The organism is Alteromonas sp. K632G (assembly GCF_017653625.1).
Classification (GTDB): Bacteria; Pseudomonadota; Gammaproteobacteria; order Enterobacterales; family Alteromonadaceae; genus Alteromonas; species Alteromonas naphthalenivorans.
The window spans coordinates 122,950-136,882 of the sequence record NZ_JAGGDM010000006.1 but is presented as its reverse complement, the minus strand read 5'-3'; the positions used below and the strand labels follow the sequence as shown (position 1 = coordinate 136,882).

Below are 13,933 nucleotides of genomic sequence, written 5' to 3'. Positions count from 1 at the left end.
TATCGTACGACTTTTTGAACTTTTCAATACTTCTTAGTTATTCACTACGTATAGATGAATTGAATAGGCGTTTAATAAACACGCTTTTGCTCATAGTAAAACAGACTTAGTTTTCTTCTCCTTTACGGTAGGGAATTTCAACTTCTAAGCGTTCTATCTCAGTGGTTCTTTGCTGAGGTGAGCCTGTATTTCGGGCCAGCCAACTGTAAGCGGTAGGCACTACGTATAAGGTCATGAATGCTGAAACCAACACGCCTGCAGCGATAACCATACCAATAACCATGCGACTTTCCGCGCCAGGCCCTGAAGCAAACACTAAGGGCAAAGAACTGAATACCGTCGTAAAACCAGTCATAACGATAGGGCGAAGACGCTGAGCAGCTGCCCGTCGCAGAGCATCTTCGAAGTTCATACCTGCATCGCGAAGTTGATTCGCAAACTCCACAATCAAAATACCGTTCTTCGCAGCAAGACCAATCAACATAACCAGCCCTATTTGGCTATAAATATTAAGTGTCATACCGGCAAAATAGAGGCCAATAAAAGCACCTATCAGCGCAAGAGGTACGGTTAACATGATGACTAGCGGGTGTATCCAGCTTTCAAATTGCGCAGCAAGGATCAAGTATGTGACTGCAAGCGCCAGCATGAACACATAGATAAATGAATTTCCTTGTTCTTGATAAAGCTGTGACTCACCTTTGTAGTCGATAGATACGTTGTCGGGTAGCTCTGTGCGTACGATATTCTCGAGGTAAGCTAAGCCTTCCCCTAACGTGTAGTCGCCGGCAAGGTTGGCTGAAATGGTCACAGCACGCATACGGTTATAGCGATTTAAACGAGAGGACGTTGCCTGCTCTTCGAAAGTAAGCAAGTTGTCCATGGGAATAAGCTCGCCGCTTCTGGAAGAGCGAACATAAAGATTATCGATACTATTTGGGCTTCTGAAATCAGCCTCTATACCCTCGATAATAACATCGTACTCTTCGCCTCTATCTAAAAATGTGGATACCGTACGTTGCCCTAACATCACTTCTAAGGTACGGCCAATATCACTTATAGACACACCTAAATCAGCTGCCCTGTCTCTGTCTATATTGACCAACAACTGAGGTGATGTTTCTTTATAGTCAGAGTCGATACGAACTAAGTTTCTATTTTCTGACGCTTTTTCGATTAGGATGTCACGCCATTCAACTAAGTTCTCGTACGTATCACCTTGCAAGACGAATTGCACTGGGCGGCCGAAACCTGCGCCTGAAATACCACTTCGCATGATGGCAAATGCTCTTACATCTGGCACGACATCAAGCTTCGCACTGATTTCATCCATCAATGAGAAGGTGCTAAAGTCACGTTCATCCCAATCGGCAGAGCCAATAATAGCCATACCTGCATTATTCCCAAACCCAGGTGTACGTACCAGTAATCTGCCTATTTCACCACTTTCACGGTAAGGCATTAGAATGTCTTCGATAAGTTTTAAATTAGCGGCATTGCTTTCGAAACTAGCCCCTTCTTGCGAATTCATTAAAATATAAAAATTACCGCGATCTTCTTTTGGCACAAATTCGCTAGGTAACTTTTCTGATATTTGCACTAATGCCACCACTGAAACAATCAGCAATAACACCATGATAAACGGCTGGTGAATAGTACTTCCTAGGCTTTTGAAATAGCGATTTTCTAGGGCATGAAAACGCTTATCCATCCACGCCCCGAATCCTGCTGAACGGGTACGCTTTTTCAGAATTTTCGAGGCCATCATGGGCGATAGGGTTAATGCGGTGAAACTAGAAAACGCCACAGCAGCAGCAATAGCTAAGGCAAACTCAGTAAACAAACGCCCTACATTACCTTCTAAAAACACCAAGGGCACAAATACAGAAATCAATACCAGGGTAGTAGCAATAACTGCAAAACCCACCTCTCTAGCGCCTCGAAAAGCGGCTAATATAGGGGGCTCGCCCATTTCTATACGACGGGAAATATTCTCAAGTACCACAATAGCGTCATCTACCACCAGCCCAATCGCCAACACCATGGCCAGTAAGGTAAGTAGGTTGATAGAGAAGCCTAATGCATACATCACAATAAATGCTGCGACTAGAGATACGGGTACGGTGACCGCGGGAATAAGTGTGGCGCGTACATTGCCTAAGAAAAGATAAATAACAATCACCACCATAAGCATGGCTATGGCAAGGGTTTCATAAACTTCGTTAATCGATGCTTCAATAAATACCGATGAGTCGTAGCTAGGCACAATGAAAATATTGTCCGGCAAGGTTTCTTCAATTTTTCTGATTTGCGCTTTTGCTGAGCGTGCAACATCTAAGGTATTGGCTTTTGATTGCTTAATAATGCCCAAACCAATCATGTTAACGCCGTCACCTCTAAACTCGGTTTCGTCGTCTTCAGCCGCTAACTCTACGTTCGCAATTTCCCCCAAGCGAACAAGGTATCCATCGTCCCCTACCGCTACGGTTAACGCCGCAAAATCTTCTGGCGATAAGAACGTACGTGCTACACGCACTTCAAAGTTTCTATCTAGCGATTCTACTTCACCGGCGGGAAGTTCAACGTTCTCGGAACTAATAACGTTTTCAACATCACTTACGGTAATGCCGCGGGCAGCCATCGCGTTTCTATCAAGAAACACTTTCATGGCATAGCGACGACCACCACCAATTTGAACCCGTGCTACTCCATCGGCTACCGAGAGGCGGTCAACTAAGAAGCGCTCTGCGTAGTCGGTAAGCTCCATGGTATTAAGGTTTGTACTTCGAAGGTTGTACCACACAATGGCGCTTTGATCGGAGTCGGCCTTTGAAACTTCTGGGGGATCGGCCTGATCAGGTAGGTTATTCAATGCCCGACTCACTCGCTCTCGCACATCGTTGGCTGCAGCGTCAATATCTCGGGATAATTTAAATTCAATGGTGATATCAGAGCGCCCATTGGTGGACGTTGAAGTAATATTTTTAATCCCTTCAATACCCGAAATTCTGTCTTCGAGTAATTGGGTTATGCGCGTTTCAACAATATTAGCCGATGCACCCGTGTATTTGGTTGAAACCGATACAATAGGCGGGTCAATGTCTGGGTATTCACGAAGGGCCAACATGGAAATGGCGACCACGCCAAATATAATCAACAGTAGGTTGATCACCGTGGCAAATACCGGCCTTTTTACTGAAATGTCAGATAACAACATGGCTTAACCCTCGTTGTTACGGTTAAGAACGTTAACAGCAGACTGATCGCGTACTCTAAGGGTGCCTTCCGTTATAACTTCATCACCGGCTTTAAGGCCTGAAACAATTTGGACAATACCCGGGCGACGCTCGCCAATAACTACTTCACGCTGATGGGCCACGTCATCTTCCACTACATACACATATTGAATATCTTGCACTGGCACTAAAGCTTTCTCAGGAAGGATAAGCGTATCAAGCACACGTTTTTCAACCACGATGGTAAGTAGCATGCCCGGTCGTAATCGTTGGTCTTCGTTATCGATAATTGCGCGTACGCTAATAGCACGGCTAATGGGGTCTAATCGGGTATCAATATGCGTAATTTCACCGCTAAACGTTTCACCCGGATAGGCCACTGATGTAGCAGAAACCTTCTGACCTTTTGCTACACTCGCCAACTGGTTTTCGGCAATACTGAAATCAACTTTTACTACGCTAATATCATCAAGAGTAGTAATAACACCTGCGGGCTGCACTAATGAACCAATACTGACTTGTCGTGCACCCAGCACGCCTGAAAATGGCGCGCGAATTTGCAAATCATCAACCTGTGCTTCAGCGATATCTAACTGCGCTTCTAGCCCTTTTACGCGTGCTTGTTGCTCATCAAGCAACTGTTCTGATGCCGCGCTAGACTCACGTAAATTGAAAATACGAGTATATTGGCGCTTAGCTTCATCAATGTTGGCGCGCAATTCAGCCACCCGAGCCAACTCTTCATTATTGTTTAGCTGAATAAGCACTTGGCCCGCCTTCACACTATCGCCATCTTCGAAGTTAACTGAGCGCACGGTTTCGGTAACTTGCGCAGTGACTGCTATCGATTCGTTCGCTCTGGCAGTACCAAGTGCTTCAATAGTTATTGCCATTTCGCCTTGCTCTACCAATATGGTTTTCACTGTTGTGGGTAGTGGACCGCCTTTTTTCACCTGTTCTTCTGCAGGTAAGTTTAAATAGACAACCACAGCCGCTAACAATAAAGCCCCTATTAATAATGGAGATAGTAATTTGCGTGAAGACATAACCTTTCCTATTGGTAAATATGCACCACATGATAAAGTAACCAAGTTGGTGCATTAACGAGATTCAGGGTCGCGTTCAAACTAAAACCTTTATCTACGTTTTTATTATTATTAATTTTTTCTGAATAGTATTTTACCCAAACTAATGAGTATCAATTTTCGCTTATCATCCATTTTGGTAGTTTTAACGTTTTTTGGATGTTCAAAGACGGTACCTGAAGCGCCTTTTTGCCGAAGCACGAATAACGAGGAGCATACTCAAAATGCTGCTGCATGCATCATTAAAGTGCAAAACAAAGCGCTTTTGATTAAACACCGCCTTTCAAACCGTTTGGATTTCCCCGGCGGAGGAAAAAAAGAGGGCGAATCATTAGTTTGCGCAGCCCACCGAGAAACATGGGAAGAAACAGGTTTCAATGTCGAGGTAGGTGAAAAATTGGCCGTTACACAAAATGGTCTCGCGCTATTTGAGTGTACATTAAATGCTGGGGTAGAACACTTGCCAGATGTGTTTGATGCGCCGCCATGGGCAAAACTGGAAGTGATTGAATTGGTAAAGGTCGATCCCTTTTTGCTCACCCATGTTCAACTTCGCTTTCCTGATGATCTAATTGCGTTTCGCGATAGCTTTAATAAAATTAAAACTAGCCAGTCCCAGCAAGAATAACGTGCGTTTGGTTGTGCCAATGCCCTTGCTTTGGTAATTTGATTACCCGCTGTTATTAGAAGGGGTTAAGCCATCATTATCTTCATGTTTAGCCTACGATATTTAGGAGACAGGCCGTGTATTCATTAGCTCCTCTTAGCCTTAAAGGCAAAGTGTCTGAAATAGAATGGCAAACCCGCGTCGATTTAGCCGCATGCTATCGACTGGTTGCGGATATGCGTTGGGGCGATCTTATCTATACGCATATTTCGGCAAAAGTTCCCGGCACCGAACATTACTTAGTTAACGCTTTTGGGTTAGGATTTGACGAAGTAACCGCGTCTAATCTTGTAAAAGTTGATCTTGAAGGTAATATCCTTGATGACTCGCCTTACCAAATAAACCCCGCCGGATTTACTATCCATAGTGCCATTCACGAGGTTCGACACGATGCAATGTGCGTTATTCACTTGCACACACTCGCCACCATTTCTGTGGCATCGGTAAAAGGCGGATTAAAGCCTTGGAGCCAGTATTCTTTATTTTCACTTCCCTCGCTGTCGTACCATAGTTATGAAGGTTTGGCAGTAAATGACAGTGAAAAGAAAAGCCTTCAAGATGATTTAGGCGATACCAACCATATGCTACTGCCTAATCACGGAGGGTTAACTGTCGGCCCCACCGTAGGCGATGCTTTCATGCGCTTTTATGATTTACAAAGAGCCTGTGAAATTCAGCTGGCGCTCATGCAGTCGAACGAAGAAGTTATTGATATACCGCAGCCTATTATTGACGGCATTTATCAGCAAGCCAGCGTAGTGCACAGTGGTGAAACCGGCGGCCAGAAGGCCTGGCCCGCCATGCTAAGAAAAGCCTATAAGCTCGACCCTGGCTTTTGTGAATAATCCATATTATGCGTCGTTGCCAGTGCCGCTAGCGACGACTACAAACAGACAATAGAGAAACCATAAATGAAAGTAACCAAAGTAGAAATATTTGATATTGAGTGCCCAAAGCGCCCAGCGTGGAACCCTGTTTTCGTACGAGTGTATACCGATGAAGGCATTACCGGTGTCGGTGAAGCAGGCTTAGCTTACGATTGGGGTCATAGTGCCGCAGCGCACATGATAAAAGAAATTGCAGAAGCCATGCTAATTGGCTTCAACCCGTTCCACACTGAGCTATTGTGGTCGCGTATGTTACGTGAAGGCTTTTGGGGCTTAGGTGGTGGACCTGTTATTTATGCAGCAATGAGTGCCATTGATACTGCGCTTTGGGACATTAAAGGCAGAGCCCTAGGCTTGCCCGTGTACGAGCTATTGGGCGGGAAAACCAACGGCAAGCTACGCAGCTATGCTAGCCAATTGCAGTTCGATTGGGATAAAGAAGTTACTAAGCTTAACGATCCTGCTGACTATGCACGCGCGACCGAAAAAGCATTAAAAGACGGCTACGATGCGGTAAAAGTAGACCCTATTGTTTACGATAAAGATGGCGTGACCCATTTCGACCGCACCAAGCTTTTCTCTAAGCCAGAATTAAAGCTATTTAAAGCCCGCTTGCAAGCCATACGCGATACCATGGGTGAAGACGGCGATATTATTTTCGAATGCCACAGCTTGTTAGGGGCATCTACCGCCATCCAGCTTGGTGATATTGTTGAAGAGATTGGCTGCTTGTATTACGAAGAACCCGTCAATTACTTGAATTCAAAACTCCACGATAAAGTGGCTAAAAATGTAAACGTACCGATTGCTGGTGGTGAACGCTTGTATCATCGCTGGGACGTGCGCCCTTATTTAGAAGACCAATCTATCGATGTACTGCAGCCTGACGTAGGCTTGTGTGGCGGTTTTACTGAAGCGAAAAAAGTATGTGATTATGCTGATATTTATGACGTACGCATTCAAGCCCATGTATGTGGCGGCCCTGTGGCAACAGCAGCAAGCTTACACTTAGAAACCGCAATACCTAACTTCTTAATTCACGAACATCACACTTACGCCATTAAAGACTGGAACCGCGAGCTTTGTTTACAAGACCCACAGCCAGTAAACGGCTTTATTGAAGCGCCAGATACCCCTGGATTAGGTATCGACTTGAACGATGAGATTGTTTACCGCTCACCTCACATGACAGTAACAGAGCTTAAATAACGAAACACATAGATTGGGGCAATGGTTTTCTTTGCCCCGCCTGTTTTCAAGGATAAGAAGAAGTATGTCAGCCTCGCCTTCCCCATCGGCTTTATTGTGCTCACCACCGGTCTCTATTGTTACTTATACGCCTATCGCGTTAACTCGTAAATTCAGCGCGCTTACGCCGTCTTTAGCTAGCAAAGTTGAAGAAGTCATGCACAGCCAAGATTGGGTGCTTAACCAAGAAAGTAAGCTGGACATGGGCTATGTATCTACCGACTCAGACTTATTAAGCCCCATGTTTACCCCATTGGTAAAACTTGAAATTGACCGCGAAAGCCCGGCGTTTCAGCATGCATTTTCAACTTTAGAAGAAATAGGCCTTAAGCTTCAGGGTTTGAATTTACGGTTATATCAAACGGGTATTGCTACACTACAAGCTACATTGGCCCCCACATCCGAGGCCCAACTCACTGTGTGTTGGCAAAAGATTGAAAACAGAGATATCGAACAACGCCTGTCTTTAATTTTACAAGCGGCAGGCGGTGTCATGATTAACTTGCTAAACACCAGCTTCGATACACTGAGTAAACGCTGTAAATTACTGACCTCTGAACTCACCGACAGTGACGCGGTATTGTGGACCGGACGTTGTTATATTACTCGCGTTCCAGAGTCTACTGAGGAAGCCATACAAGCCTTTACAATTATTCACGAATGTCCGCCCAACGACTATGAAGATAATGAAGCTTTCTTTCGTTCGGGAAATTGCCTATTTTTAAACAATGATATTTCGCTGTCGCTGGATAACCGACGGGTTTTGTTTTTGCTTCAGCACTACAATGCGATGTTGTATGCCTATCAACAATCGATGAGCAGCGCCTATCATCAACTGCAATCACTAAAGGCACTATCGTCGAGCAGACGCAGGAAAGCCCTGGAAAAGTTGATCCAGCGCATGGTTTCAATCAGAACCCTAGAGTATATTCGATTGGAGTTTTGCGATTCGCTTCGAGGCCTGCAAGGAAGTCGAAAGCCACTCGCGAACGCACTTATAGATGCATGGGAAATTAATGCGGTAGAAGACAGTTTACTCGATAGGGCAGCCTATATTAATAACGCCATATCAAGTTACGAGAACCAACTTAATCGTGCTATAAATAAATCGATTGAAGTAATACTCATGCTAATTGGGGGTATTTCTTTGGTGGATATTACCAACAACTTTGTCGCAGCGTCACAATCTGTGAAGCACGATTCAACGTGGGGTATCTACGATATTTTCTCGCTAATGTCATCTGAAAATACGGTTAACCTAGCCTTAATAGCGGTGCTATTAATGGCCTTACTATTTGCGAAGAACAAATGAATAAGCGCACAAAATTTACCATCATACTGACACCAGGCACACATGCTTACGAGCCCGTGAAACACGCATTAAATGAATACTTATCTACTTATTATGGTGGGTGTACACACATTGATTGTGAAGGTTCATGGCGCGAAGATGCCTGCGAATTCAAACCCCGCTACGACGCCAGTTTAATTACTGAGAAATCGCTATGTGTGTGGTGCGCGGTAATGCCAGATAAAGCAGAGCGCTTTGTGGATGAACTTCGTGCATTCCTCACTATCTTGAAAAAGCAGCAAAACGCAGAATTTAGCTTTATTCATATAGAGAGCCAGACGGTGGCCGCCCACCATCAACTTATAGACTAATGCTTAGCACACGCGTGTAAAGTGGCGGCTTAGAATAATGGCGGACACAGCCCTTTAAATATCTAGACCATACCAACGGGCGGTATTATTTGCCAACAGGCTGCGTTTCGCGTCAAGGGTAAACGGCGCCAGCATTTTTTCATATTGTAGCCACAGCTCTTGATAACTGTGGCGCCAGTTAGAAAGTGGAAAATTACTTGCTAACATTACTCGCGACACGCCAAATATAGCGACTGTTTCAACGACTACATTTTGCACACTGCGCCTATGCCAGTTTCTGCAATGCATTTCCCACCCTGAGAGTTTTACCGCCACACGAGAACACTGAGAAAGTGCTTTCATATTAATACGCCACTGCTTAACGTAGGCAGCGGTAACGGCAGAACCTAGCAGCGCTGAGCCTGCATGATTAATAATGACTGACAGTGCCGGTAATGCCTCTAGTAACCTTAGTAATGCACTTACTGCTTCGTCGTCGCCCACATCCAGCTGGGCATCGAAAGACAGCCCATATTCGCTACTACGCTTAAGCGCATGCTTTGTTTTAGGGTGGGTTAATATAAAGCTGGCTTGTTCATCTAATATATGACGAAGCCCCGCTACTGAAGAAAACCCTGCCAATGTTTGAATATCAGACAGGGTCCGTTCACTACATAAATCGATACTGGCAACGCTTTTAAACGGCAGTTGGGCATGCTGTTCTAAATAACGGATTTCACGCCAAGGGCGTTCATTGTCGAACCCTGCCTCAACATGCACGTAGCCAGCAAGGGTATGACCGTTAGAAAGTGTTAAGCTTCTTTCACCACACGGCAACGCAATAGCTTGCTTATCTTGCCAATGCGGCGGGTTTTGGGGCTTGAGCCAGTGGTAATCACCCGCCTCTAGGGCAAAAAAATGTAAGTGACCATCGACGATATTCACTTGGCGGTATAACCGCCATCAACAGCATGCAAGCTACCGGTAATAAAGGTCGCTTTTTCACTGCAAAGAAAATACACCAGTTCAGACACGTCTTCGGGTTGGCCGATGCGGCCAATAGGTTGCTCGGCGGCTTCTTGGGCTACAACTGCAGTTTTATCGGCGCCAGAAGCCGCAACGTACTTATCAATGGCGTGGTGAAACAAAGGCGTTTCAATCGTACCTGGGCATACCGCGTTAGCCCTAATATTGAAAGGGGCATAATCCAATGCCGTGGTTTTCGCCATAGACGCTAAAGCAGACTTTGTTAACCCATAGGCAAAAGAGTTTTGTTTACCCACAAAACACTGATCTGACCCCATCACCACAATAGCCCCGCTTTTTTGTGCTTTCATGGTAGGTAGTGACGCTTTAATTGCACCGTACGCGCCCTTAATGTTTAGACTCATTATCTTATCAAGCAATGCTTCATCGGTGTCTTCAATGGTTGCCGACACGTGCATGCCTGCATTACAGACCAATGCATCTATCCGGCCATATTTCACCGCAATATTGTCGATAGCATGTCGCACCTGCTCCATGCTACTGACATCACACGCCACCCATTCAGCATTAGTTGGTGTGTCGTCAAAATCTCTCACATCTAGGTTTATCACTCGGTAGTCATTTTCACTAAAGGTATGACAAACCGCTAACCCTATTCCTAAACTTCCGCCGGTAACGACACAAACTGATTGCCCGTGGCTCATGAGTACTCTACTTCTTAATACATGGCATTAACGATAGTTATAGGATGCCAGCGAGCTGTTGAAAAGCAAGCTTTGCCAAAGATTATGATGGCGCGGTAATGAAAATTGAAAGGCATTGAGCGGTTGTTGTGCAAATACAGCGATATTATTTTTCATTAACTTTCCCTTAACGGGCTACTCTGTCTATGCTTTTTGTGTCTATAATGTGGCAAAATTAAAACACTTGTTTGAAAAGGGAGTCTTCTATGCCTCTGTACCACGCCCCTACTACCGATTTTCAGTTCCTACTTAAGGATTGGTTGGGCCTAGATGCCCACTATGAAAAATTGGGTATCAGCGATTTTGACAGCGATTTGGCCAACGAAATCATTGCACAAGGCGCTAAATTCGCCATTGATGTTGTTGCACCGTTAAACCGTGAAGGTGATGAAGAAGGCTGTAAGCTGGAAGACGGAAAAATCACCACACCGAAAGGCTTTGCCGACGCATATCAAGAGTATGTAGCAAATGGCTGGAACGCCATGTTAGGTACGGCTGAATATGATGGACAGGAACTTCCCTACACCATGGCGGTGCCTGTACATGAAATGCTAAATGCTGCAAACCTAAGCTGGCGTTTAACAACTATGCTAACAGAAAGCGCCACTTTGGCAGTGACTAAACATGCTAGCAAGGAATTGAAAGACAAGTATCTCGCTAAACTCATCAGCGGTGAGTGGACAGGTACGATGAACTTAACCGAACCGCATGCTGGTACCGACCTTAGCTTACTTAGCACTAAGGCTGAACCGCAAGGTGACGGAAGCTATAAAGTTACCGGTAATAAAATCTTCATTACTGCTGGCGATCAAGACTGGAGCAGCAATGTTATTCACTTGGTACTCGCTCGCTTACCCGATGCGCCTAAAGGCGTGAAAGGTATTAGCTTGTTTTTAGTGCCCAAGCTAATGCTTGATGAAAATAACGAGCCAAGTACTGCAAACTCTTTATCTGTAGGCAGTATTGAACATAAGATGGGTATTAAAGCGAGCCCGACTTGCGTAATGAACTTCGACGACGCCACAGGCTGGCTAGTGGGTGAAGAAAATCAAGGCTTAGCCTGTATGTTCACTATGATGAACGACGCACGCTTCCAAGTTGGCTTGCAAGGCTTAGGCGCTGCAGAAGCCTCTTACCAAGGTGCGTTAACGTATGCCCGCGAGCGCGTTCAATCTCGTGCGCCACAAGGCATTCAAAACCCTGATGGCAAAGCCGATCCTATTGTATTTCAGCCAGATGTAGCCCGCATGCTACTTACCCAAAAATCACAAATTGAAGGTAGCCGCGCACTGTCTTTGCTATACGCAAAGTTCATGGATATCGAAAAATTAGGCACTGACGAAGAAAAAGAAAATGCAGATAAAGTGCTGCAGTTTCTTACGCCAATCTGCAAAGCCTACATGACAGATATGGGCCTTGAAACTACCAGCATTGGGGTGCAAGTTTTTGGTGGTCATGGATTTATCCGTGAGTGGGGCATGGAGCAATTGATGCGTGATGTTCGTATCGCCATGTTGTATGAAGGCACCAACGGTATTCAGGCATTAGATTTAATTGGTCGTAAGTTAACCCGTGATGGCGGGCAAATGATGGAAGCCACTTACCAAGCTTTTGCTGAGCTAGTTGCTGATATTAGCGATGCTGAAAGTAAAGGGCTAGCGCAGGGCTTACTTGACGATTGGCGCGCATCATCAGCTGACTGCCTAGGTATGGATGGCACTACAGCAGCTGCGGCAGCAGCAGATTATTTAGCCTATTCGGCCTACTCGCTAATTGGTGTGCTGTGGTACAGCATGGCAGATAAAGCGGCGAGTACCGACAACGCTGTGCTAGCTTCTTCTAAGCAGAAGACCCGTGATTTCTACATGCAACGTATATTGCCTCGTCGCAATGCGCACAAGCAAGCATACTCAGCAGGCTACGAAAGCACGCTGGCCGTATCCGGCAGTGAGTTTGATTACATTTAATCAAGCAAGTTAAATAAAAAAACCGCCTGTATAGGCGGTTTTTTTATTTATATTGATACAATACATAACAGCTGGTAGCTAAACGTAACTACTTATTAGCAACCAGACTTTCTGCAAACGTATCGTTAAACCAATCTTCAATCATGTTCTTTTCGTAAACCAGATTATCGCTGGGTAACCTACGATTAACGGTATTCATGAACATCATATCTTTAATCTTAACCTCTTCGCTTTTAAGCACTGTGCTGTCACCGCCTGTAAGTACATATGAGAATGACATTCTAGGAATGTCTATTTCTTTAATGATCCTGACATCGGTAGCAGACTGCCCCATACCAACAAAAGATGCAGGCCAAACCTGACCGGCTAAATCTAAATCAGTGACGGTAATTGATAGCTTCTGATCTTCGGGAAGTTTTTCTGCGAGTTCAGTAAAAAACTCATCGAGCTCTTTAAAAGTGCGTTCTCTAAAGCGAGTTCGAGATTCGTTCGATGGTTTAACATCTCGGTAAGACTTTGGCTCTTCCCAGGTTACTTCAACCTGCGCTGCTTGCAAGACACCAGACACTCCCATGCTGGCGAGCAAAAGCGTACATAAACCGGTTAACTTAGCTATTTTCATGTGACCCCCTACCTCGTTTATAAAAACCCGGTATTAGTCAGCTACAAGACTGAGTAAACGGGTAACGGCGCTTAATGAAGCATGGCTTCAACTTATAGCAGCATTACTACTTTTATCACAACTATATGCTCAATAGTAGCACAGGAAGCTGAACGTAAAGTGAATGGCTTACTCTAAATACTCGGTAAAAGTGAGGAAGGATTAGAAGGCACAACAAAAAGAAGCAAGAAAAAAGAAACAACGCCTTAGCACTATTTATTTATCGGATTCCAGTAACTATCTATCGGGCTCCAGTAGTTTTGATTGCTCTATCAGTGTGCACAACTGCTGACGCTTACCGAGGCTAAAATTCGGGTTTATATCGGTGGTTTCGCAGTAAGCGATATGAAAGCGCATTACCGTTGAACGACTTGCCAGAATTCTTCGAAGGTAGTTTGCTTCGAATTCTTTTAATGGCGCAAGCTGCGCTGTCGCCTGATTTCGTAGCGCATCTAGCTCTCTTTGTTCAGGTAGCTCAGAAATGGAAACAAACCAACCTGAGACCGTACTTTGTATATCTGAAAAAAAGTACTGAACAAAAGGCGATCGTAGCACAATCACCAATAATACAATTTCGGCACAGATTACAAAGAAACGAAGCATTTAAAATTATTCCACTACTATACTTAATTCAAACAACACAGCTATCGTTAGTTATTTTCAACAAACATTTTCGTTAAAAAATCAAAAGGATAATTACTTGTGTAATTTTTATTCGGTATTAAAAGCTATTATCGCCATAGTAGTCAACTAGCATTAAGTAAAGATAGATTGATAAAATATAATTTCTGAACTTTCAGTATTGACTGAA

13 protein-coding genes are annotated in these 13,933 nt (G+C 44.5%); 6 read left to right on the top strand and 7 right to left on the bottom strand.

The features are described from left to right. Positions 1-106: 106 nt before the first annotated feature. Both J5X92_RS07840 and J5X92_RS07835 read right to left on the bottom strand, forming a co-directional pair. Positions 107-3,217, bottom strand: coding sequence for an efflux RND transporter permease subunit (locus J5X92_RS07840; RefSeq protein WP_208805317.1), 3,111 nt, complete (start codon positions 3,215-3,217; stop codon positions 107-109). 3 nt (positions 3,218-3,220) lie between these two features. Next, on the bottom strand, positions 3,221-4,282 hold the full coding sequence (locus J5X92_RS07835; RefSeq protein ID WP_208805316.1) for an efflux RND transporter periplasmic adaptor subunit: 1,062 nt from the start codon (positions 4,280-4,282) through the stop codon (positions 3,221-3,223). A gap of 145 nt (positions 4,283-4,427) precedes the next feature. On the opposite strand from J5X92_RS07835, the gene J5X92_RS07830 reads away from it, so the two are divergent. The 5 genes from J5X92_RS07830 (at position 4,428) to J5X92_RS07810 (ending at position 8,785) form a co-directional block, all read left to right on the top strand. Beyond that, positions 4,428-4,949 (top strand): NUDIX domain-containing protein, encoded by a 522-nt coding sequence (locus J5X92_RS07830; protein ID WP_208805314.1) that lies wholly within the window; start codon positions 4,428-4,430, stop codon positions 4,947-4,949. 116 nt (positions 4,950-5,065) lie between these two features. Next, positions 5,066-5,833 (top strand): class II aldolase/adducin family protein, encoded by a 768-nt coding sequence (locus J5X92_RS07825; RefSeq protein WP_208805312.1) that lies wholly within the window; start codon positions 5,066-5,068, stop codon positions 5,831-5,833. Positions 5,834-5,899: 66 nt separating this feature from the next. After that, positions 5,900-7,084 (top strand): mandelate racemase/muconate lactonizing enzyme family protein, encoded by a 1,185-nt coding sequence (locus J5X92_RS07820; RefSeq protein ID WP_013785445.1) that lies wholly within the window; start codon positions 5,900-5,902, stop codon positions 7,082-7,084. Between the two features lie 64 nt (positions 7,085-7,148). After that, positions 7,149-8,435 carry a hypothetical protein gene (locus J5X92_RS07815; protein WP_208805310.1) on the top strand — a complete coding sequence of 429 codons (1,287 nt, stop codon included), beginning with the start codon at positions 7,149-7,151 and terminating at the stop codon, positions 8,433-8,435. After that, on the top strand, positions 8,432-8,785 hold the full coding sequence (locus J5X92_RS07810) for a hypothetical protein (protein ID WP_013785447.1): 354 nt from the start codon (positions 8,432-8,434) through the stop codon (positions 8,783-8,785). Before J5X92_RS07815 ends, J5X92_RS07810 begins: the two co-directional genes overlap by 4 nt. Positions 8,786-8,839: 54 nt before the next feature. On the opposite strand, the gene J5X92_RS07805 is transcribed toward J5X92_RS07810, so the two are convergent. The 3 genes from J5X92_RS07805 to J5X92_RS21255 are packed head-to-tail and all read right to left on the bottom strand — an operon-like array spanning position 8,840 to position 10,611. Continuing rightward, complete coding sequence (locus tag J5X92_RS07805) at positions 8,840-9,709, bottom strand: amidohydrolase family protein (RefSeq protein WP_208805308.1); 870 nt, start codon at positions 9,707-9,709, stop codon at positions 8,840-8,842. Next, a complete protein-coding gene (locus J5X92_RS07800) occupies positions 9,706-10,455 on the bottom strand; it encodes an SDR family oxidoreductase (protein ID WP_208805306.1) in 750 nt (249 codons plus the stop codon). The genes J5X92_RS07805 and J5X92_RS07800 overlap by 4 nt, the downstream gene beginning before the upstream one ends. Before the next feature lie 27 nt (positions 10,456-10,482). Next, positions 10,483-10,611, bottom strand: a complete 129-nt coding sequence (locus tag J5X92_RS21255; RefSeq protein ID WP_280115964.1) for a hypothetical protein — start codon at positions 10,609-10,611, stop codon at positions 10,483-10,485. 89 nt (positions 10,612-10,700) lie between these two features. Between J5X92_RS21255 and J5X92_RS07795 the strand changes: the two genes are divergently transcribed. Then, on the top strand, positions 10,701-12,461 hold the full coding sequence (locus tag J5X92_RS07795; RefSeq protein WP_208805304.1) for an acyl-CoA dehydrogenase family protein: 1,761 nt from the start codon (positions 10,701-10,703) through the stop codon (positions 12,459-12,461). Positions 12,462-12,549: 88 nt separating this feature from the next. Here the strand turns inward: J5X92_RS07795 and J5X92_RS07790 are convergent, their stop codons facing one another. Continuing rightward, the gene (locus tag J5X92_RS07790; protein ID WP_208805302.1) at positions 12,550-13,083 is read right to left on the bottom strand and encodes a DUF3016 domain-containing protein; all 534 of its coding nucleotides are present in this window, start codon (positions 13,081-13,083) and stop codon (positions 12,550-12,552) included. A gap of 276 nt (positions 13,084-13,359) precedes the next feature. Further along, a complete protein-coding gene (locus J5X92_RS07785) occupies positions 13,360-13,725 on the bottom strand; it encodes a hypothetical protein (protein WP_208805300.1) in 366 nt (121 codons plus the stop codon). Positions 13,726-13,933: the final 208 nt, after the last annotated feature.

Coding starts and splice junctions, on each gene's coding strand:
- J5X92_RS07800 (WP_208805306.1), bottom strand. CDS start 10,455: ATGAGCCACGGGCAATCAGTTTGTGTCGTTACCGGCGGAAGTTTAGGA.
- J5X92_RS07815 (WP_208805310.1), top strand. CDS start 7,149: ATGTCAGCCTCGCCTTCCCCATCGGCTTTATTGTGCTCACCACCGGTC.
- J5X92_RS07830 (WP_208805314.1), top strand. CDS start 4,428: ATGAGTATCAATTTTCGCTTATCATCCATTTTGGTAGTTTTAACGTTT.
- J5X92_RS07835 (WP_208805316.1), bottom strand. CDS start 4,282: ATGTCTTCACGCAAATTACTATCTCCATTATTAATAGGGGCTTTATTG.
- J5X92_RS21255 (WP_280115964.1), bottom strand. CDS start 10,611: ATGAAAAATAATATCGCTGTATTTGCACAACAACCGCTCAATGCCTTT.
- J5X92_RS07810 (WP_013785447.1), top strand. CDS start 8,432: ATGAATAAGCGCACAAAATTTACCATCATACTGACACCAGGCACACAT.
- J5X92_RS07790 (WP_208805302.1), bottom strand. CDS start 13,083: ATGAAAATAGCTAAGTTAACCGGTTTATGTACGCTTTTGCTCGCCAGC.
- J5X92_RS07785 (WP_208805300.1), bottom strand. CDS start 13,725: ATGCTTCGTTTCTTTGTAATCTGTGCCGAAATTGTATTATTGGTGATT.
- J5X92_RS07840 (WP_208805317.1), bottom strand. CDS start 3,217: ATGTTGTTATCTGACATTTCAGTAAAAAGGCCGGTATTTGCCACGGTG.
- J5X92_RS07795 (WP_208805304.1), top strand. CDS start 10,701: ATGCCTCTGTACCACGCCCCTACTACCGATTTTCAGTTCCTACTTAAG.
- J5X92_RS07820 (WP_013785445.1), top strand. CDS start 5,900: ATGAAAGTAACCAAAGTAGAAATATTTGATATTGAGTGCCCAAAGCGC.